Below are 21,966 nucleotides of genomic sequence, written 5' to 3'. Positions count from 1 at the left end.
CACATTCTGAACATTTTTTCTCAAACTTTATCATAAGAAAAAGGTCTATTTTGCCAATAAAATGTATAGATTTAATAGTAGGCATGATAGATAAACAGCTTAAGAGGATGTTCAAAAAGTTTTAGAGAAGGAGGAGGAACGTGCATAACCAAAAGTATAAACGGAAAAATACAGCAATTCATAAGAAAATGAAACAGCTGCAGCAGAAGAAAAGGATACCGAACCAGCCATTGCAGAAAATCGTACCTTTTTCTAACCGGAAATCAACGTATTATAATCATCAGCGCCCATCTCCTTGGAAGCAAATGATAATAGGTGTTTTTGCAGTACTGATCATTTTTATACTGGCAGTACCGGCAATTATTGTCCAGATTACAAAAACGGATAATCAAATTAGCGCAGGTGTAGAAACGGTGGAAACAGATGAAGAAAATCCTGATAAAGAAAACGAGGCAGAAGATACTTCTGAAGAAGCTGCAGCAGGCGATGAAGCCGTGGAAGTTGGAGCATCTCCATTTGATGTCTCTGTCATGCGGGTGAGCAATGAAGAAGTGGAGAATGTTCCGGTAGAGCAATATGTGGCCGGTGTTGTTTCTTCAGAGATGCCGACAGAGTTTGAAATGGAGGCATTGAAAGCCCAGGCAGTTGCTGCGAGAACATTTACTGTCAACTTCCTGCTGAATGGAGAGAAGAATGGCAGCTATGATTTGACGGATTCCACACAGCATCAGGTATACAAAGGAGAACAGGAGCTGCAGGAACAGTGGGGAGCAGAATACCAGGAGAAAATGAATAAAATAAATCAGGCAGTTAAAGAAACAGAAGGACAAATCATCACTTATAAAAAAGCGCCGATTACAGCTTCCTTCTTCTCCACGAGTAATGGATATACAGAAAACTCGGAGGATTATTGGGAGAGTGAGGTTGCCTATCTGCGCAGTGTGGAGAGTCCCTGGGATAAGGATGCACCAGAATTCACCAGTCAGACAACACTGAGTATCGCCGAAGTATCCGAGGCATTACAAATACCACTTCAGGATGATAAGAAAATCCCGATGGAAGTCAGCCATACAGACAGCGGCAGAGTAAAAGAAATAACAATTGCCGGTAATGCTTTTACAGGAGCGGAATTTCGCGATAAATTAGGTCTGAGATCCAGTGATTTTACCATTGAACAGAGTGACAATCATCTGATTTTTACGACACAAGGCTATGGACACGGTGTCGGCATGAGTCAATATGGAGCAAACGGCATGGCAGCAGAAGGAAAAAACTATGAAGACATTATTCACTACTACTATACAGATGTAGATATCAGCCAAGTAAGTGAAATTGCACCAACCCTCGTTTCTAACTGAGCGGGGGTTTTTTTATTGTCTAAATGGGCTAAACTACTTTTATTGCAAAGGTGAAAGCGTTTCTACCAGAACCTCTATGTAACCTATTTCTCAACCTTCGCACCTGAGAATAAGCATCTATACCTCATCGGAAACATTTGTACGTCGAAAGCAAAACGGTCCGCCGCAGCGGTAACCTCACACATTACTTTCTTTCTAGCTAGAGTTTATGCTTTGTCAAGAGATAGATAGAAGGAACGATTAACACCTGTCTCTATGATAAGCAAGTTTTCTTTTGGCGAAAATTGAGCCTACTTATTATGAAAATCAAAAATTTTTTTCATAGTTATGTATATAATTCTCTTTTTCTGCTCACAATGGTTGCAGAGGTGATGAAAATGAAAGAGGAATTCAAAGGCCCAAAAAATAAATGGAGCCAAATTTTCCGCAAGAAATGGTTTTTCCCAGCATTGTATTTAAGTATTGCAGCTGTTTTATTAGCGTCAGTCATTTGGTATCAAAATGCAGGATCTGATGTTTCAGAGCAAGATGACCAAAGAAATGCAGAGGACCACTACCTTCCATCAATGAATGATGAAGATGCTGTACCGGTAGTTGATCAGCAGGAATTGGTAGGAATGCCGCTGGAAAACACAGATGAAGCAGAAATCGTAACTAAATTTTTTGATTACAACGCAGAGCAGGAAGACAGAGAAAATGCACTTGTACTTTACAACAATCGTTACTATCAAAGTACAGGAGTAGACATTGCTGCAGCAGATGCAGAAACTTTTGATGTCTTAGCATCTATCAGCGGAACAGTAGAAGAAGTGAAGGAAGATCCATTACTAGGTAACGTAGTTGTTGTATCACATGGTGAAGACTTAAAAACGTATTATGCTAGTCTTGGAGATGTAGCAGTTTCTGTGAGTGACCAAGTTGCACAAGGTGATAAGCTGGGAACAGCTGGTAAAAACTTGTTTGGTAAAGACAATGGAACACACTTGCATTTTGAAATCCGTAAAGACGGCACAGAAGTCAATCCGGAAAGCTATTTCGATCAGCCGGCATCCAGCATTGCTGTAGAAGATAGCGCTGCGGAAGATGAAGCAGTAAGTGACGAACCAACTTCAGGAGAAGATGTTGTAAATCCTGAAGAAGATGCAGAAAACGTAGAAGATACAGAACAAGAAGAAGTACCAAGTGAAGATGAAGGAACTGACGACGAAGCGGATGAAGAAATCGATGTAGAATTGGACGATTCCGAAGAATAAAAGAAGATTGCTTGGGAAAACCAAAAATCTGGTGATGAATAATTCATTGCCGGATTTTTTTATAGGGATTTTTGGACTCCCCTAAAAGCAATTTATTAACATACTTTTAAAAATACACCTTGTCCCCATGATTATTTGTACAAATCTTAAGCATAAAGGAACGATTTTTTTAATATGATGATATTACAAACCATGCAATCGAATTGTCTGAGGTGAAAAGACATGTAATTTATAAATACCATTCATCTTAAGTGGAACCCTTATTCTTTTATATTCTAATGACTACATAAAAAATAGTCAGCCGCTTATCAATAAGTCCTATCCCAAAACATACACCCTGTCCAAGCGACACCTCGGAATTACAACTTAGGGGGGCGAACGGTGTGCATGATTACATCAAAGAAAGGACAATTAAAATAGGGAGGCATGTTGTAGAAACAAGAAAAACAGTCCGGACCATTGCAAAAGAGTTCGGCGTATCCAAAAGTACTGTTCATAAAGATCTGACAGAACGGCTGCCGGAAATTAATCCTAAACTGGCCCAGGAAGTCAAAGAAATACTTGAGTACCATAAAGCAATCCGCCATTTACGCGGAGGAGAAGCAACAAGGAAAAAATACAAAATATCCAAGGATGAAGAAGATACAGTAAAAGAAACAAAAATCACACAAAAATTCCTGGCTTCGTCAAGCAGGTCAAAAGCTCAGGGGAGTTAAAAAATCTCCACGCCATTTATTTTTTTAATATTATAAATATGTTGGAAAAGCAGTAGAACAATGATAAAAAATAGTTTTACTGCTTTTTTATGTGTTGGAAAAACTTTGGTTGAAAGATAAATGCTGATTTATTACAAGAAAATGAAGTGATTTATGACCAAATATTATAGTGACTAATATAATTTTTCTTAATCACATCTTAATCACTCAACTTTCGTACTTTAAAAAGTGACTTCCTATCTACAGGGACAGGGATTGATCATTTCTTCCATCTATCTCTTGACAAAGTATAAACTCTATCCAAAAAGAAGGTAACGTGTGAGCTACCGCTACAGCGGACCGTTTTGCTTTCCTAGGGGCACGCTCTTCAGCTAACTTTTGCCAAGAAGATCACTTGGCAAAAGTGGATCTTCAGATGGTGCCTGATCCCACAGGAGTCAAAACGGTCCGCCTCCGCTAGCAGGATGTTCTATACTGAAATAACTGAACAAAAAAAGGCAGATATGACAGAACAAATTTTTCGTGTTGCATGGTAAACATGCTCAGCAATCCTTGTTTTTGGTGTATGAAAGCTATTCTTGATATGAATTATTCCTGCTGTCATGATTTGAACTGCTAAAAACCATTTGAAACACCAGCATGATTGTTTATTTAGGCTAAAAAACGATGATTTCATCTTACTTCATCAGGATATTATTTCTTCCATGCGCTGTAGAATCCTATTAGAGCGCAGGCCAACCACGTAGACTCCTATGGGAACAGGGCGAGCTGAAGATCCACCTGAAAAGCGGTTTTCTTTTCAAGTTAGCTGAAGCCGTCCCCATGGAAAGCGGAGTGGTTGGCTGGAGCGGAAGCTATACACAATACCCTGTTCAAAAAATAAAAAGATGGGTTAATTAAAAGCAAGCATGATAATTGAGAACATGTATATCCTGGAACAGCAAGGTTTATATTTTTATTCTTAAGTGCGAAAGTTGAGTTAATTATTATAGGATGAAAAAGTTGAGATAATAAATTACATTGTTTGTTTTAATGAAAATGATTAAATTATAGCTCTATACACTAACTAGCGGAAGAAAAATACGGAGACTCCTATGGGAAAGCGTAGTGGGAAGACCCCGCAGGAAAAAAGTGGTCTTCTTTTTTCTGAGGAGGCTGAGCGCAAGCCCATGGAAAGCGTAGTATTTTTCTGGAGCGGCTGCTTCTAATATTCAATTCATATACTTTACTTATATCAAAGAAAATAATCAATGAACCCAACCAAAAGATAATAATTTGAACTTTTTTAAATAAGACCGCCAAAAAAACAAAAAAATATTTTTTTCATACAGTTAATTACCGTATTTTGTGGTAAAATAGTATACTAGTAGCATTTTGTCTTAGGACGGTGCAAGATAGTAACGCTAGGAGGATTTAGATTCATGTTTTCCAGAGATATTGGGATTGATCTTGGTACCGCAAATGTATTGATACACGTTAAAGGAAAAGGAATAGTTTTAAATGAACCATCTGTCGTTGCCATGGATCGTAATACAAACCGTGTGCTCGAAGTTGGAGAAGAAGCCCGTCGTATGGTTGGACGTACACCGGGTAACATAGAAGCACTGCGCCCGTTAAAGGACGGAGTTATCGCTGATTTTGATGTCACAGAAGCAATGTTAAGATATTTTATAAATAAGATTAACGTCAAAGGTGTTTTATCAAAGCCGAGAATGCTTATTTGCTGCCCGACAAACATTACAAAGGTAGAGCAAAAAGCAATTAAAGAAGCGGCAGAAAAGTCTGGCGGAAAACGCATATACTTAGAGGAAGAGCCTAAAGTAGCTGCAATTGGTGCCGGCATGGATATTTATCAGCCAAGCGGAAATATGGTGGTAGATATCGGAGGAGGTACAACCGATGTGGCAGTACTGTCTATGGGCGGTATTGTAACCTCTCAATCCGTGAAAATGGCTGGAGATAAGTTTGACTGGGATATTCTTCAATACATTAAAAAGCAATACAAACTGCTTATCGGAGAACGTACAGCAGAAAATATTAAAATTAATGTAGCTACTGTATTCCCTGGTTCACGCAAGGAATCAATGGAAATCAGAGGCCGTGATATGGTATCGGGATTACCAAGAACGATCACGATTGAATCGGAGGAAATCCAGCAGGCGTTAATGGAATCTGTAGCCCTTATTGTTCAGGCTGCAAAAGCAGTTCTTGAGCAGACACCGCCAGAATTATCAGCAGATATTATTGATAGAGGTGTTATTTTAACCGGCGGTGGAGCACTGCTTCATGGTGTTGATCAATTATTGGCTGAAGAGTTAAAGGTTCCTATTTTTATTGCAGAGGATCCGATGGATTGTGTAGCAAAGGGAACAGGAATTATGCTTGAAAACATTGATAAGCTTGAAAAAAGAAGTGTTAACTGACAAGCTTCAGTAAAAGACAGCCGTTGGCAGCAATCTTAAATTAATTTATTGCTGCCCGCACGTCTTTTTAACACTTTCTATTACGGAGGAGGCGGCTTTGTGTTAAGAGGTTTATATACAGCAGCAAGCGGTATGATAACGCAGCAGCGGCAACAAGAAGCATTGTCTAATAATATTGCTAATGCAAATACTCCAGGATATAAGGCCGATCAAACGGCTATTCGTGCTTTTCCGGAATTATTAATTGAACAGATGGGCGGCGCAAATCGTATTCCGACAACACAGGGAGGATTCAATATCCCTTCTTCCCGTCAATTAGGGGGGCTGAATACAGGTGTATATGTCCAGGAAACAATTCCGCATTATGCGCAGGGTGATATAGTTGAATCCGGTTTGCCGACAGATGTTGCCATTAATCAAAGGGAAGTGCCTGATGAGAATGGGGCCATCTTTTTCACAGTTCAGAATAATGATGGAGATGTGCGCTACACCCGGAATGGGAATTTTACGATTGATGCAGACGGCTACCTCGTGACAAGTCAGGGGTACTATGTGTTAGATGAAAACGGCAATAATATTCAGACAGATGGCACCATTGATATCATCAGCCCGGAAGGAGTTATTCCGACAGCTGGCGGAGATATTACACTTGGTACACAGTATGTAGCTGATGCAAACACATTGATTAAAGAAGGAAATGATCTTTTTCAAGGGGATGCAGAAGCTATGCCGGGAGATGCCGATTATACATTACAGCAGGGTGCTTTAGAGCAGTCTAATGTAAATACTGCACAATCAATGACAGATATGATGAACGCATACCGCTTGTTTGAATCCAATCAGCGCGTTTTACGGGTATATGATGAAAGTCTGGGGAAAGCAGTTACAGAAATTGGCCGCTTAAGTTAAGGAGGAATCTGTCATGTCACGCATTATGAATCAGGCAGCAGTAACAATGAATCAAATTCAGAACAAGCTCGATATTATTGGAAATAATATTTCTAATAATGGGACAACTGGATATAAGAGCAGACAAGTAGAATTTTCTTCCTTGTTAAACCAGCAGATTAATAATTTAAATGCACCGGCGAATGCTGAAGGCAGAATGACGCCAGACGGGATTCGTGTTGGGACCGGAGCAGGATTGGGTGCGATTCATTTAAATCAGCAGCAGGGAAGCCTGGTCGAGACGAATCGGGTATTAGATGCAGCATTAACTGGAGAGAACACGTTCTTCCAGGTGAACCGGATAGAAAACGGGCAGGAAGAAATGGTCTATACAAGAGACGGCTCATTTTACCTTTCTCCAGCTGGAGGAGATACACTTGCCTTGACAACTTCCGATGGTCATCCTATTATCGGACAAGAAGGCCCTATTGAAATTCAGGATGGATTTGATTCCGTTGAATTTAATGATCAGGGGCAGTTAATAGTGACCCGCGGTGACAATCAGGCTGCAGAGGCTGAATTAGCCATTGTAGAAGCTGTACGTCCAAGTGCTTTGGAAGCAGAGGGCGATAATTTTTTCTCCGTATCAGCAGAGGCTGATGCAGATGAAATTATTCAGGCGTATGCCGGAGAGGGTGCTGTTATTCATCCGCAATCTTTGGAGCAGTCTAATGTTGACTTATCACGGGCAATGACAGATATGGTTGCAGCGCAGCGGCTTTATCAGTTTAATTCACGTTCCATTTCGATGGGTGATCAAATGTCCGGATTAGTGAATACAATCCGATCATAAATCCTATCCATTGGTTGTGCTCTTGCAGCAGGAATAAATTGGGCTATACATAGTCAGTGTTTAAAAAGACTGAAAAAAGGGACCGGGAAATTCGAAGCGTCACTTTTACGAATCTTTTTAAACATCTTCTTATAAGGAGTTACAGAAATGACGAATAATCCATCTTCACAAAAGACCTCACACAAAGCAGAGGAAGAGTCAGCAGCAGCGGGTGAGGAACAAGCAGTAAAACAAGAAATTTCCAGAAAGACGGAAAAGAAAGAAAAGCAGCAGAGTAAGCGCAGAGAGAAACTCAGCAGACCGAGATTGCGTATTTTCCCAATCTGGCTGCGTATTATCGTTGTATTGATATTCGCTACAGCTGCTTTTATCGTAGGTTTAATGATCGGCTTTGCTGTTTTGGGCGACGGATCTCCGTTAGATGCGCTGCGTATGGAAACATGGCAGCATATTGTCGATATTGTAAATAAAGTAGATTAAAAACATATTCGATGATGGACGAATATGTTTTTCAATTTCTAAATCAGCTATAATGACAATACATACATATAAAAAGGAGTCGTTGAAAAATGATGGACATTCAACAAATTAAAGAAGTACTGCCGCATCGTTATCCGTTTTTATTAGTAGATCAGGTAAAGGATATAGAAGAAGGCAAGAAAGTCACAGCGATTAAAAATGTGACAGCAAACGAGCCATTTTTTCCCGGCCATTTTCCAGACTATCCAGTAATGCCTGGCGTGCTTATTTTAGAAGCTCTTGCACAGACAGGTGCGATTGCCGTTTTAGGAATGGAGCAGAATAAAGGTAAAATTGGCTTTTTAGCAGGAGTAGATAAATGCCGCTTCAAACGTCAGGTAAAGCCGGGTGATCAGTTGGAGCTGTCCGTTGAAATCATTCGTATGAAGGGACCGATTGGCAAAGGAAAAGGTATTGCAACCGTCAATGGGGAAGTTGCATGCGAAGCAGAAATTACATTTGCGATTAAATAAAGGAAAATGTAATAAATTTCCTAAATGAAAATTATAAAAAGTGTATGATTCCTCTTTTCTGGGAGAACCTAATTTCGAGCAATAGGTTATTTTAGAAGGGAGGAATTTTTTATGAAAAAGGTATTATTAAAAGTTGGTACTTCTGTTTTCGCTCTTACATTGATGACTGCATGCGGTACATCTAATGATGAAGAACCGGCGGATGATAACCCGACCATTGATCATGAAGAAAGAGAAGATGAATTGAATAATGACCAAAATGACAATGATCAAATGGACAGAGATGACACAAACAACTTCGATGAAGATGAAGAACTTCCTCGCAACAATGAGTAAGCAGCTTTAAAAAATAGAGAAGAAGGAAATGAACCTCCTACATCCATTACCTTCTTCTTTCTTTTTTGAGCAAGTTATACCTCTATGTTAATATAACTAACTTAGTAAACATATTCTTCGCTTTCATTCACGTCATCAGAGGTGAGTCCGGATAATACGTGAACGCGTAAGATATAGCCGACAAGCTTGTTATCCTCATTGACAACAGCTAAGGGGAAGCTTGATTCCAATGCTTTTGGAATTAAATCATTGATATATTCCTCTTCGTTAACAATAGTAATATCTTCTCTGATTACATCGCTTAATGATTTCTTTTCCTTAATCCCTTGAATAGCATCGTCAATGGTAACAATCCCTTGGATGCGTCTGGAACGGTCAACGACAAATACACTGGAAATCCCGTTCTCACGCATTTCTTTTATCGCCACATTTAAACCATCTTTACTGGAAACAAGCGCATTCGGCTTAGTCATAATATGACTGGCCTGGAATACCTTCGAACGGTCGATATCCTTAATAAAATCGGAAATATACTCATTGGCAGGGTTTGCGATAATTTCTTCCGGAGTACCGACCTGCTCCACATGCCCATCCTTCATCACGGCAACACGATCACCAATCCGGAAGGCTTCATTCACATCATGGGTAATAAAAATAATCGTTTTTTGCAGCCGCTCCTGAATATCTAACAGCTCCAACTGCATTTCCCGGCGAATTAATGGGTCAAGCGCACTGAAAGGCTCGTCCATTAAGAGAATGTCAGGATTATTGGTGAGTGCCCGGGCTAAGCCGACGCGCTGCTGCATCCCGCCGGATAATTCATCCGGATATTTATCCTCATAGCCTTTTAAGCCTACTGTTTCAATATTCTGCTGTGCGATTTCCCGGCGTTTTTCTTTAGGTACATTACGAATTTCTAAACCATACTCTACATTTGCTAAAATAGTCCGATGGCTGAATAGACCGAAATGCTGGAAAACCATTGCGATTTTTTCCTGCCGGACCTTTTTCAACTCATCCCGGCTGCACTTGGTAATATCCTGTCCGTCTAATAAAATCGAACCATCTGTCGGTTTATTCAATAGGTTGAAGCAGCGGATCAATGTTGATTTTCCACTTCCCGACAGACCCATAATAACGAAAACTTCCCCTTTATTAATATCAAAGGTAGCATCATAAACACCTACTGTATGATTGGTTTTCTTTAAGATTTCTTCCTTGGATAATCCTTTTTTGATCAAAGGAATAGCGGATTTTGGTTTGGAACCAAATATTTTAGATACGTTTTTTACTTGAATTTGTACAGTCATTATTGATTACCCCCACGACGTTGTACTTTTTCAGCAATTCCATTTGTAATTCGGTCAATAATAATTGCTAAGAATACGATACTGATACCAGCTTCGAAACCGAGAGCGATATCAATCCGGTTAATCGATACAAGAACCTGTTCTCCAAGACCGGATGCTCCAACCATGGAGGCAATAACCACCATTGCCAATGCCATCATGGTTGTCTGGTTGACCCCGGCCATAATTGTCGGCAATGCTTGCGGCAGTTGGACCTTTGTTAAGGTTTGCCATCTGGAAGAACCGAATGAATGTGCCGATTCAACCACTTCTTTATCAACACCGCGGATAGCCAGGTCTGTTAAACGGATAACCGGCGGCAAGGAATAAATCAATGTAGCGAAGATAGCGGAAACGTTCCCCAGTCCGAAGAAGAAAATTGCTGGAATTAAATACACAAAACTCGGCATCGTCTGCATTGCATCAAGAATAGGACGTAATATCATGGAAACCCACTTATTAAATGCCATCGCAACTCCAAGTGGAATTCCGATAATTAAACAAATAATAACGGCAGTTAAAATAATGGAAATCGTAATCATCATTTCTTCCCAAAGTCCAAATGTCCCGATAAGAAATATAAATATGCCATATAAAATACCGGAGAAAAAAGATTTAAAATACCACCCGAGTAAAAAGATGATAATAATAAACAGCCACCATGGAATAATCATAAGGAAGTCAGTCAGTCCACTAATGGATCTGGAGGTTACAAAAAATATAAAATCAAATAAAGCTTCTAAATTATCGGCAAGAAAACTGACAAGGTCATCAACATACTTACCGGCTTCGAAAGTAATATCTGGAAAACTAATCATAAGCATTATAACTGCTGAAAAAGCAGTATTTACCTCTCCTTCTTTAATGTGTTTAATCAAGTGGTAAACAAAGAGCAGCCAGCCTGGTGGCAAGCTACTCCATGTTTTTTATATTCTATTATTCAAGCGAGTCAAGTACATCCTGAGCGACATCATCCGGAACCCATTCTGTCCAAATATCTTCATGCTCCTGCATCCACCATAGAGCAGCCTCTTCTGTGGACGCTCCATTTTCTTCCATGTACTCTAAAGCTTCTTCCGTCAGTGCACTGCTGGTTTCATAGTGCTCCAGGAATTCGGCAACCTCGGGTGCCTGTTCAGGAAAATCGGAATGTACAGATATAACTACATCATTTGGCGGGAATTCGGTTCCTCTGGACTCTTCCCACACTTCTTCATCATATGGTGCTTCCTCTAATAAAATTAAATCATATTTTGCTGTGATTGCAGTAGGTGACCAGTAGTAGCCAACCCATCCTTCACCTGCTTCATAAGCACGGGCTAAATCTGTAATAATGGCAGAATCAGATCCCGGGCTGAAGTTGTTAAATGTTTCATCCAATCCATAAAAATCAAATTTATCATTAATTGCCTGCTCGACTTCCCAACCGCTCGGAGCGTTAATTAAACGGCCTCTTCCCGGATCTTCAGGGTCTTCAAATACTTCAGGATATTTTTTTAAATCCTCTACGGTTTTCAGATCAGGTGCAAGCGGCTCAATCCCTCTTTCAGGATCTCCTTCAATGACATAGGCAGGAACGTAAATTCCCTGATTATTATCATCAAAGTTAACAGATAATGTTTCAATATCACCGTCTTCCGTCAGCTCTTCATAAAGCTCCCGGATATTATCTGTCCATACCTCCATATTTACATTAATATCTCCATCTTTTAACCCCTGCATTGTTGCAGCTGTTGATCCAGAAGTTATATCTGTATCGTAGCCATATCCTTCTTCAACAATTTTTCCGGCAATATAGTTATGTACATTCACGCTGTCCCAGCCGGCATCAGTAAAAACAATTGTGTCAATATCTCCATCTGACGAGTCGCCACAGGCAGATAAAACAAGAACTGAAGCAGTCATCAAAGCAAATAATAATTTTTTCATTTTTTTCCGTCTCCTTTTTATTTTGGTAATTTTCAGGTATATGTTTTGATAAAAAATTAAAACAAAATAGTATATAAAACTTAAAGAACCTTTTGTAGAGGGCAAATAAACTATTCTATTTGTACCGAAAGCAGGGTGGGGGTAGTGCATTAGTATGGAAGATAACGGTGATTCGATTCTTTATTATACCTTATACATGTAAGAATAAACAAAGCGCTTAAAAGTGTATAAATGTGCATATTTCTATGTATAGCGAAATTAAAGCAGGTTTAGATGTATATATCTTTATAATTGTCGAGAATACTCTAAAATACGTATAAGATGTCATGAAAACGTATAAATTGTAATTTGGTTTTTGTCGAAATAATAGCAAAATTAATATTGTTTATGCATTCCCATATAAAAGAGGAATGAAACCTGTACCAGACGTAAAATTAGATAACTCAATTTTCGCACCTTAAAAAATAACTTGCTTATCGTAGTGATAGGTATTGATCGTTCCTTCCATCTATCTCTTGACAAAGCAAAAACGCTATTTAGAAAGAAGATAACATGTAAAACCACCGCTGCGGCGGACCGATTTGCTTTCGACGTACAAATGTTTTCAATAGATATACGAGAATGTGGAATTATCTGAAACAAAATATACGAACCTTTCGTACTACATAAAGAAGTGAAATTTAATAAAAACTGGAGGAACTTACTCCAGATAAAATATGGAAGGGGCATATACATAACTATGAAAAGAAGGATTGGAGCAATAGGATTGGTTTTTTTGCTGCTTACATTAGCGGCATGCACGGAAGATGAGAATGAATCCGCTGAAGAAAGCGGGGAGCAAGTGATTACTTCTGTGCAGACAGATGAAGTCAAGGAAGGGAATTTAACCCGGGAGAGAACGTATAACGGCCGGATTGAAGCTGCTCAAGTAACCCCGATTATGATAGAACAGCCATTAGAGGTGGATACATTAGAAGTCAAGACTGGAGATAAAGTAGAAAAAAATGATACAGTTGCTGAATTGTCTTTTGATGGCAGTATACAATCTGTTGATGCACCTGAAGCTGGAGAAGTTATTCAAATCCAGGCAGGAGAAGGAGAGAATATTGATCCGGAAGAACCGTTTATGCTGATTGCTGATACAGATGAATGGCAGGCGACAGGCAGTGTATCGGAAAGTATGCTGAGACTCCTGAATATCGATGATGAAGTAACTTTAACCGTGAATGGAGAAGAAAAGGCAGCCACTATTACAAATACGGACCGGGTTCCTGATGATACAGGATTATATTCTGTTACGGCTACATTCGAGGCGGGAGATTCATCCTTTATCTCCGGATCTGTTGCAAAGATAACGGTGGATGAAACAGTTGAATCGGATGCTTTATTAGTACCGACAGAAGCAGTTGCAGAGAGCGAAGGAGAATCCTTTGTATTTGTTGTAACGGATGATGAAACGGTTGAGCAGCGTGCCGTTACTGTAGTTACGATGCAATCGCAGCAAACAGCAATTGAAGGCGATATAGAAGCAGAGGAAGAAATCGTAATAACAGGTCAATCCGGATTAGAAGACGGCGATGCTGTCGAAGTAGTGAAAGGGGAATAGATTTTGAAACAGCTTATAAAAACTTCTGTAAAACGGCCGATTGGTGTCATTATGATCGTGTTGGCTGTTCTTGCTTTAGGATTCATGTCACTGCGTAATCTTGCGGTCGATCTTTTCCCTGAAATAGATTTGCCGGTAGCAGTTGTTGCGACAAATTATCAGGATGCAGCACCGGAGGATATACAGAATTTAATCAGCAGACCGCTTGAATCAGCAGTAAGTGCAGTAGAGGGAATAGATACCGTTCAATCGCAATCGCAATCTGGTTCATCCATGGTCATGATGATGTTTCAAAATGGAACAGATTTAGATCAGGCCTTACTGGATGTGAGAGAACAGGTCGATCAAGTAAAAGGAATGCTGCCGGAAGGAGCAGGGGATCCGAATATTCTCCGCTTCAGTCCTGATTCACTTCCTGTTATGTACTTAGGGTTAACCGGCGATGATTTAGCCGAGTTAACAGAAATAGCAGATCAGCAAATTGTTCCTTTCTTTGAAAGACAGGAAGGCGTAGCCTCTGTCACGATTGAAGGGGGCTTAGAAAGAGAGATTCAAATTGAGTTGGATGAGGCAAGTCTGGAACAATACGGGATATCCGCTCAAACAGTGATGGATACACTTGGAAGCTCTAACAGCTCCTCCTCGATTGGCACAGTAGAGCAGGGAGACCAGGATTTGCAGATTCGCGTCATTGGTGAATTTGACAGTATCGAGAATATTGAAAATACACAAATTCAGTCAGAAGCAGGCGGTATTGTCCGCATTTCCGATATTGCAACAGTGCAGGATGATTTTAAAGATGTTTCCTCTGAAACGATGGTAAACGGTGAACACGCTCTTGTCCTGTCTGTTATGAAGCAGACAGATGCGAACACGGTCGAAGTGGCGTCAAACATTACAGATGCGATGCCGGGGATCATTGAGGATTTACCAGAGGGTCTGAATTTAAAAACAATCATTGACACCTCTGAATTTATTGAGATGTCGATTGACTCTGTGATGAATAATATTTTAATCGGAGGAGCCATTTCCTTTCTGATTCTGCTTTTATTTTTAAAGAGTGTCCGTGCAACGATTGTTATTGGATTATCGATTCCAATTGCTATTATAGCAACCTTTGTATTGATGTACTTTACAGGACAGACATTGAATGTCCTTTCTCTGGGCGGATTAGCTTTAGGGATAGGCATGATGCTGGACAGTTCGATTATTATTTTAGAAAATATTTATTCCTACCGGCGAAGAGGCTACAGTCTGTTTGAAGCCGCAACCAAGGGATCCATTGAGCTGGCACCGGCAGTTATTGCCTCGACAACAACAACATTAGTCGTATTCTTGCCAATTGTTTTTGTAGAAGGAATATCATCTGATTTATTTAAACCGTTAGCTCTTACGGTATCCTTCTCCTTGGTGGCTTCCTTAGTTGTTGCAGTTACCCTGGTGCCCATGCTGTCTTCTAAGCTGTTAGCAAATGTCATGGAAGGTTCAGGAAAAAGATATTGGTTTGATCAATTCTTAAACTGGTTAAAGGATCGCTATGGCAATGGTTTGGAAAAGGTCTTGAAATTTAGAAAAACAACCGTGCTGGTAACAATTTTAGCGATTGCGGGAAGTCTTTTCCTGATACCTCGGATCGGAATGGAATTTATGCCATCAGCAGACCAGGGGCAGGCGCAGATTTCGGTGGAAACTCCGCCGGGAAGCAGTTTAGATTATACAATGAATATTACAGAACAAGTGGATGAAATTTTAGCAGATTATGAGGAGTATATGGAGGTTAACTATGTAACCATTGGATCTTCTGACTTTACGGGTAGTGTAAACGAGTCAAACTATACACTGCAATTAGTACCGGCATCTGAACGGGATCGCTCAACCGGGCAGATTATGGTGGAAATTGATGAACGGGTGCAGCATATTGCGGGTGCTGATATTACAGCCTCTGCCATGGATGGCGGTATGCAGATGGGAGACCCGATAACTATACAATTAAATGGACCTGAAAATGAGAAGCTTATTGATTTATCGGAGCAGGTGTTCACAGAGGTAGAAGAGATAGAAGGTGTTACAAATCTATCCTCCACTGCAGAAGACGGTATTCCACAAATGGAGATTCGTGTAGATGAAGACCTTGCATCCGGCTACGGTTTATCAGGAGCACAAATCACCAGCCAGCTGGAAATGAAGTTCTCCGGACAGGTAATTGGACAATATCGCGAGGATGGCCAGGAAATTGATATCAATCTTTCCTATCCGGAAGATACCCGTACAACCATTGAGGATCTGCTGGATACAAGCATTCAATCACCATCAGGAGCAACAGTGCCATTAGATGAACTTGTTGAGATAGAGCAGGCGGAAGGGCCGCAGACGCTATTGAGAGAAAATCAGCAGGCACAGATGAATATCAGCTCCGGAGTGGTTGACCGTGATTTAGGAAGTGTCGTATCGGATATAGAATCAAAACTTAATCAAATGGACTTCCCGGAAGGCTATAGCTATAACATTGGCGGTCAGGCGGAAGATATGGAAGATGCCTTTATGGATCTTGGCTTAGCGCTTATCTTTTCGATTTTCTTAGTGTATATCGTTCTTGCTGTACAATTTGAAAATCTCCTGCAGCCATTTATTATTATGTTTGCATTGCCGACAACCATTATCGGTGTTATCGGCGGATTATTTGTAACAAATATTTCTCTCAGTGTAGCCGGATTTATCGGCATCATCATGCTCGCCGGGATTGTTGTTAATAACTCCATTGTCCTTGTCGACTATATCAATATTTTGCGCAGACGGGGAATGGATCAGCTCGAAGCTATCATTGAAGCTGGCCGCTCAAGACTGCGTCCGATCCTGATGACATCACTCACTACCATTCTGGCAATGATTCCATTAGGATTAGGCATCGGTGAAGGAGCAGAACTGCAGCAGCCGTTAGCAGTGACGATTATCTTCGGATTAACTGTTTCCAGTATCTTTACCTTATTCTTTGTACCTGTTATCTATCTGATCTTTGATAATATGACGAAGAAAGTAACGGGAAGAAGAAAACGGAAAAAAGCAGCAAAAAGCTAAAAAATGAAAAAAGAGGATCTGCTCCAGTCATAAAGGTAAAAAGTTTATTGGCAGGAGCTTCCTTTTTTTATAAAGCCTAGCATAATAAAAAATTTTAGTTATAACTCAAATTATGCGCTTTAATAAGTAACTTCCTATCCGTAGGAACAGGAATTGATCATTTCTTCCAAATATCTGTTGACAAAGATAGAAGGTAAAGTGTAAAGCGACCGCTGCGTCGGACCGTTTTGCTTTCCTAGGGGCACGCTCTTCAGCTAACTTTTGCCAAGAAGAGCACTTGGCAAAAGTGGATCTTCAGATGGTGCTAATCCCTCAGGAGTCAAAACGGTCCGCCTCCGCTAGCAGGATATTCTATACTGAAATAACTGAACAAATAAAAGGTAGATCTGACAGAACAAATTTTTCGTGTTGCATGGTAAACGTGCTCAGCAACCCTTGTTTTTGGTGTATGAAAGCTATTCTTGATATGAATTATTCATGCTGTTATGATTTGAACTGCTAAAACCATTTGAAACACCAGCATGATTGTTTATTTAGGCTAAAAAAAGATGATTTCACCTAACTTCATCAGGATATTATTTCTTCCATGCGCTGTAGAATCCTATTAGAGCGCAGGCCAACCACGTAGACTCCTATGGGAACAGGGCGAGCTGAAGATCCACTTGAAAAGCGGGTTTCTTTTCAAGTTAGCTGAAGCCGTCCCCATGGAAAACGGAGTGGTTGGCCGGAGCGGAAGCTATACACAATAACCTGTTCAAAAAATAAAAAGATGAGTTAACCAAAAGAAAGCATGTTAATAGAGACCATGTACATCCTGGAACAGCAAGGTTAGTATGTTTATACTTAGGTGCGAAAGTTGGGTTATAATGTAAAAATGCATCGAATTACCATAAAAAATGTCCGTTTTAGTCGAAAATCGGGTATGATAAGAGAAAAGGAAAGCAAGGAGAAGGTGGATAAGATGGTATTATCTCAAATTATGCAATTACTGACAGGTGTATTTGAAGGGCTGCTTGGAATTCCGCTTTTTGGCGGCATATATATTATAGGATCAGGCTATACGCCATTATTTGTGATGCTGGTTCTTCATATTATCACCCTGGTGCTTGCCAGCCGTGATAGAAGATGGATAGCAGGAAGTGTTTTAGGAATTATTACAAGTATTATTGGATTTATTCCGATTGTCGGCATGGTACTGCATTGGTTAACAAGCATCGTGCTTATTATTTCCGTATTTCAATCAAGAAGATATTAAAAAATAAGCCTCTTGCTGACTAAACTGCAAGGGGCTTATTTATTCGTTATAACCGTGTGGTTTTATTCAGGCCACCAGCGGAATCCATCTTTTTCAAGCAATTCATCCGCAGCTTTTGGTCCCATAGATCCAGATTCATAATTCGGGAATTCCGCCTTTTGACTTGCCCAGCTGGCTAACAGACGATCGACAAATTCCCAGGACAATGCTACCTCATCCCAGTGTGTAAAGTTGGTTGCATCGCCAAGCATACTGTCGTAGATAAGCTTTTCATAAGCCTCCGGCGTGTTAATCCCGGCCTGGGCATCCTGATGATAAGCAAGCTGAATAGGCTCTGTTAAATTGCCATTACCTGTTTTCTTCGCATTCAGGTGAAGTGTAATTCCTTCATTTGGCTGAATGTTAATGACAAGCAGATTCGGATTGCGTAAATCATCTTTTTTATGATAAAGGTTCATAGGAATATCTTTAAATTCGATAACAATTTTTGTTGATTTTTCTTTCATACGCTTTCCTGTGCGAATATAAAAAGGAACACCGGCCCAACGGTAATTATCAATTGCCAGCTTTCCGGCAACAAAGGTTTCTGTTTCAGAACCTTTTAACTCATCTGCTTCATCCTGATAGCCGATGACCTCTTCGCCATTTACATTCCCGGCACCATACTGGCCCCGGACAAAATACTCGCTGACTTTTTCTTCTTTTATCGGACGCAATGCGCGTAATACCTTTATTTTTTCAGAACGGATTTCCTCTGTGCTAAGATTAATCGGCGGCTCCATAGCGAGCAGGGCAACCATTTGCATCATATGGTTTTGAATCATATCCCTCGTAGCACCGGATTTATCGTAATAGTGCGCACGTTCTTCTACACCAAGTGTCTCACTGCTGGTAACTTGAATATTATTGATAAACTGATTATTCCACAGGTGTTCAAAGATCCCGTTCGCAAAACGGATAACTTCAATGTTTTGAACCATTTCTTTTCCAAGATAATGGTCAATACGGTAGATTTGATTTTCATCAAAAGCAGCCTGAAGTTCTTTATTCAGCTTTTTAGCAGACGGTAAGTCATGTCCAAATGGTTTTTCGATAACTAATCGTGTCCAGCCTGAAGTTTCCTTTAAACCATGGTTTTTCAGCTGATTTGCGATTGTTCCGAAAAAGTCTGGAGCCATTGCTAAGTAGAACAGGCGGTTTCCACCGGTATGATATTCTTTTTCAAGAGACTCCACCATATCCCTTAAGTCATTATAGGAATCTGTAGAAGTCACATCAAAAGATCTATAGTAAAAATGAGAAGTGAATTCGGATACGTCTTCGCCTTCAGAAATTAAGCCCTGAATCGATTCCTCTACTTTTTCGCGGATAATATCATTATTCCATCCACGGCGGGCAAGACCGATAACTGCAAAATCTTCATCTAATTTCCCGCTCTTATAAAGACGATAGATAGATGGATACAATTTACGGTTTGCCAAATCTCCAGTTGCTCCAAAAATCACGATAGTTGCTTTCGGTTGTATAGTTTCACTCATGATTAAATTCCTCAATTCTTTAGTTGATAAAGATGTTAACAGTGCTTATTCAAAAAGCTGTTAAAATAACCTTTCTGCTAATATTTTTTATGTTAATGCGTTATTTTATTGAACCTTTGAACACCCTTTAAAAACATTAAAAATACCCTAAAGATTAGAAGGGGATTAATCATTAACTTTACAGAATGAACGGTATCTTTGTCAATATATATACCTGTAAAAACGAGAAAATAAATTAACTTTTCAGAATTCAAATGGAACAACCTGTTAGTAATGGAAAATAAAGCGTTAACAGTAGAAGCGGAATAGCTGTGTTTTTATTAATAGGGCAGGTTTTAAGCAAGTTTAGCTATGAAAACAGTGGACTTATTTTGAGACGATTGGTAAAATAAATATTTTTCTTACCTCTATGCTAAACACCGCAAACCGATTCAACCCATCGCTGTTTTGAGTTATAATAGGGAAAAAGAAGAACCAACTCAATTCCGAATAGATACACCTACACAAAATGTACTTCAATTTAATTTTTTACAATTACACTTGAAAAAGAAAAACTGGAGAGAATATATTCAATCAGATAACCCGGCCGTAGCCGCATTACTCAGTCAGATGGGTTATGAAGAGCATGAACGTGTCCAGGTGAAGATAGAATTTCTGCGCATGATTACCCGGATGAAAATAGACCCTGCTAAAACAACATTTCTATATGGATTTTTTGAGACCTATTTGAAACTAAATAAAGAGGAGGAAGCGCAAATGATGGAGGAAATTGAAAACTTGCCGGAAGAGGAGAAGGAAGTCGTGTTGCAGCTGCCAAACTCATATTTTGAGAGAGGTAAAGAAGAAGGGAAGCAGGAAGGAAAACAGGAAGGTATAAAAGAGGGAAGAAAAAAAGAAAGGCAGCAAATCGTTTTAAAATTGATAGAAAAAGGCATGTCTATCAGTGAAATAGAAGACATCACAGAATATAGCCAGGAAGAAATTAAAAAACTTGCGGGCGAATGAGCAAAAAGAATAGGGGATCAGCTCTGAAAAAATAAAAAAAGTGAGCCAGTTTTCATATGAGAATCGGCTCACTTTTTAATATAAAATGAAAGATTAACGAAAGAAACTCCTGCGCAGATTACTGCTTCGCCTTCTGCAGCTTCGTCATAATTTGATTAATAACCTGGGAAAACATTAAACCGATCGCAATACCTCCAGCCAGCAGCATCACCTGGGCAGAGAGCTGAATAGCTGTATTATAATCGTTTTCGACAAAGTTCCGCATGGCATTATAGGCAACACCGCCGGGAACAAGCGGGATAATACCGGATACGGTGAATATAATAATCGGGCGTTTTAGAATACGTGAACAAACCTGACTGAGAATAGAGACAAGGATAGCTGCGAACGCTGTTGCAGCAACGATGTCTACCTGATGATTCGTCAGGGTATAAAAGAAAATCCAGCCGGTCATTCCGACAAGGCCGCATGGAATTAATGATTTCTTAGGTGCATTAAATAATACCCCGAAGCCAGCGGATGCAATAAAACTGGCGGCAAGCTGTACAATTATCTCTAACATTTTATTCCATCCTCCAATCGATAGGCTACCTAAATATTTTTTGAAATCTCCTTAAACCGGGAAGAACCCATAAACAATCGCAATCCCTGCTCCGATTGCCACAGCAGTGAGCAGGGACTCAATTCCCTTCGAAACACCGGAAACAAGGTGGCCGGCCATTAAATCACGGATGGCATTGGTAATAGGAAGTCCGGGAACAAGGGGCATCACAGCACCGATAATAATCATTTCCAGACTGCCGCCAAATCCCAACGAAAAACAGGATAAGGCTATTAAACCGACGAACGATGCTCCAAAAAACTCTGCAAGAAAACGAATCTCAATCATTTTATCAAAAAGAATCATTGTCAGATAGCCTATTCCGCCAGCTAGACAAGCCGGCAGAAAATCCGGCCAGATCCCGCCGAACATGAGAGAGAAACATCCACTGACCAATGCGGCCGCCAGAACTTGAAAGCTTAAAGAAAAAGCCGGTACATTTTTTTCTAAAGCTTTCAGCTTGTCATAGGCAGTTGAAAGCGGCATTTTATTGGCAACAATTTCCCGTGAAAGCTGATTTACCTCATCTATTTTATGCAGGTCAGTAGCCCGCTTGGTAATCCGTAAGAAATAACTGCTTGATGTATAATCCAGTGAAAAGTGTAAACCGGTCAGGGTAGCATAGCTCTGAGGGTTTTCTACACCATAGCACTGTGCGATCCGGTCCATCGTATCCTCCACCCGATAAGTCTCAGCTCCTGAAGCCAGCATAATTTTCCCGGCCAGTAAACATATTTTTTCTACTGTGACAGACGGCTTACTCAAAACATAACCCCCATTTCCGAATCA

At 40.0% G+C, this 21,966-nt stretch carries 19 protein-coding genes; 13 read left to right on the top strand and 6 right to left on the bottom strand.

The window, feature by feature from the left end:
* The first annotated feature begins 140 nt into the window (after window positions 1–140).
* From spoIID to IEX29_RS20740, 9 genes are all read left to right on the top strand, one after another.
* On the top strand, window positions 141–1,358 hold the full coding sequence (gene spoIID, locus IEX29_RS20780) for a stage II sporulation protein D (RefSeq protein ID WP_229720318.1): 1,218 nt from the start codon (window positions 141–143) through the stop codon (window positions 1,356–1,358).
* A 377-nt stretch (window positions 1,359–1,735) separates the two neighbouring features.
* Window positions 1,736–2,611, top strand: a complete 876-nt coding sequence (gene spoIIQ / locus IEX29_RS20775) for a stage II sporulation protein SpoIIQ (RefSeq protein WP_188736862.1) — start codon at window positions 1,736–1,738, stop codon at window positions 2,609–2,611.
* A 383-nt stretch (window positions 2,612–2,994) separates the two neighbouring features.
* Complete coding sequence (gene spoIIID / locus IEX29_RS20770; RefSeq protein WP_268239107.1) at window positions 2,995–3,327, top strand: sporulation transcriptional regulator SpoIIID; 333 nt, start codon at window positions 2,995–2,997, stop codon at window positions 3,325–3,327.
* Between the two features lie 1,421 nt (window positions 3,328–4,748).
* Window positions 4,749–5,750 (top strand): rod shape-determining protein, encoded by a 1,002-nt coding sequence (locus IEX29_RS20765; RefSeq protein WP_188736860.1) that lies wholly within the window; start codon window positions 4,749–4,751, stop codon window positions 5,748–5,750.
* A gap of 99 nt (window positions 5,751–5,849) precedes the next feature.
* Entirely contained in the window at window positions 5,850–6,659 is an 810-nt protein-coding gene (locus IEX29_RS20760; RefSeq protein WP_188736858.1) for a flagellar hook-basal body protein, read from the top strand.
* Between the two features lie 13 nt (window positions 6,660–6,672).
* Window positions 6,673–7,491 carry a flagellar hook-basal body protein gene (locus tag IEX29_RS20755; RefSeq protein ID WP_188736856.1) on the top strand — a complete coding sequence of 273 codons (819 nt, stop codon included), beginning with the start codon at window positions 6,673–6,675 and terminating at the stop codon, window positions 7,489–7,491.
* A 147-nt stretch (window positions 7,492–7,638) separates the two neighbouring features.
* Window positions 7,639–7,971, top strand: coding sequence for a DNA-directed RNA polymerase subunit beta (locus IEX29_RS20750; RefSeq protein WP_188736855.1), 333 nt, complete (start codon window positions 7,639–7,641; stop codon window positions 7,969–7,971).
* 89 nt (window positions 7,972–8,060) lie between these two features.
* The gene (fabZ, locus tag IEX29_RS20745; protein WP_188736853.1) at window positions 8,061–8,483 is read left to right on the top strand and encodes a 3-hydroxyacyl-ACP dehydratase FabZ; all 423 of its coding nucleotides are present in this window, start codon (window positions 8,061–8,063) and stop codon (window positions 8,481–8,483) included.
* 111 nt (window positions 8,484–8,594) lie between these two features.
* Entirely contained in the window at window positions 8,595–8,819 is a 225-nt protein-coding gene (locus IEX29_RS20740) for a hypothetical protein (protein WP_188736851.1), read from the top strand.
* Window positions 8,820–8,920: 101 nt separating this feature from the next.
* Here the strand turns inward: IEX29_RS20740 and IEX29_RS20735 are convergent, their stop codons facing one another.
* From IEX29_RS20735 to IEX29_RS20725, 3 genes are all read right to left on the bottom strand, one after another.
* Complete coding sequence (locus IEX29_RS20735; protein ID WP_188736849.1) at window positions 8,921–10,129, bottom strand: quaternary amine ABC transporter ATP-binding protein; 1,209 nt, start codon at window positions 10,127–10,129, stop codon at window positions 8,921–8,923.
* Entirely contained in the window at window positions 10,129–10,986 is an 858-nt protein-coding gene (locus tag IEX29_RS20730; protein ID WP_077600850.1) for an ABC transporter permease, read from the bottom strand. The genes IEX29_RS20735 and IEX29_RS20730 overlap by 1 nt, the downstream gene beginning before the upstream one ends.
* Window positions 10,987–11,104: 118 nt before the next feature.
* Window positions 11,105–12,097, bottom strand: coding sequence for an ABC transporter substrate-binding protein (locus IEX29_RS20725; RefSeq protein ID WP_188736847.1), 993 nt, complete (start codon window positions 12,095–12,097; stop codon window positions 11,105–11,107).
* Between the two features lie 739 nt (window positions 12,098–12,836).
* Here IEX29_RS20725 and IEX29_RS20720 point away from each other — a divergent pair.
* From IEX29_RS20720 to IEX29_RS20710, 3 genes are all read left to right on the top strand, one after another.
* Window positions 12,837–13,703 (top strand): efflux RND transporter periplasmic adaptor subunit, encoded by an 867-nt coding sequence (locus tag IEX29_RS20720; RefSeq protein WP_188736846.1) that lies wholly within the window; start codon window positions 12,837–12,839, stop codon window positions 13,701–13,703.
* Window positions 13,704–13,706: 3 nt separating this feature from the next.
* Window positions 13,707–16,778 (top strand): efflux RND transporter permease subunit, encoded by a 3,072-nt coding sequence (locus tag IEX29_RS20715; RefSeq protein ID WP_268239106.1) that lies wholly within the window; start codon window positions 13,707–13,709, stop codon window positions 16,776–16,778.
* Window positions 16,779–17,634: 856 nt separating this feature from the next.
* Window positions 17,635–18,033, top strand: coding sequence for a hypothetical protein (locus IEX29_RS20710; protein WP_308423659.1), 399 nt, complete (start codon window positions 17,635–17,637; stop codon window positions 18,031–18,033).
* A gap of 62 nt (window positions 18,034–18,095) precedes the next feature.
* On the opposite strand, the gene zwf is transcribed toward IEX29_RS20710, so the two are convergent.
* Window positions 18,096–19,571: a glucose-6-phosphate dehydrogenase gene (zwf, locus tag IEX29_RS20705; protein ID WP_188736842.1), complete on the bottom strand. Its 1,476-nt coding sequence runs from the start codon at window positions 19,569–19,571 to the stop codon at window positions 18,096–18,098.
* A gap of 447 nt (window positions 19,572–20,018) precedes the next feature.
* On the opposite strand from zwf, the gene IEX29_RS20700 reads away from it, so the two are divergent.
* Window positions 20,019–20,576 (top strand): RpnC/YadD family protein, encoded by a 558-nt coding sequence (locus IEX29_RS20700; protein WP_188736840.1) that lies wholly within the window; start codon window positions 20,019–20,021, stop codon window positions 20,574–20,576.
* A 118-nt stretch (window positions 20,577–20,694) separates the two neighbouring features.
* Here the strand turns inward: IEX29_RS20700 and IEX29_RS20695 are convergent, their stop codons facing one another.
* Both IEX29_RS20695 and IEX29_RS20690 read right to left on the bottom strand, forming a co-directional pair.
* Entirely contained in the window at window positions 20,695–21,138 is a 444-nt protein-coding gene (locus tag IEX29_RS20695) for a threonine/serine exporter family protein (protein ID WP_188736838.1), read from the bottom strand.
* Between the two features lie 51 nt (window positions 21,139–21,189).
* Window positions 21,190–21,942 carry a threonine/serine exporter family protein gene (locus IEX29_RS20690; RefSeq protein ID WP_188736836.1) on the bottom strand — a complete coding sequence of 251 codons (753 nt, stop codon included), beginning with the start codon at window positions 21,940–21,942 and terminating at the stop codon, window positions 21,190–21,192.
* Between the last annotated feature and the right edge of the window lie 24 nt (window positions 21,943–21,966).

The sequence above is a fragment of the Oceanobacillus neutriphilus genome (genome assembly GCF_014645515.1).
Taxonomy (GTDB): Bacteria; Bacillota; Bacilli; order Bacillales; family Amphibacillaceae; genus Oceanobacillus; species Oceanobacillus neutriphilus.
This window is presented reverse-complemented; position numbering and strand designations above follow the sequence as displayed.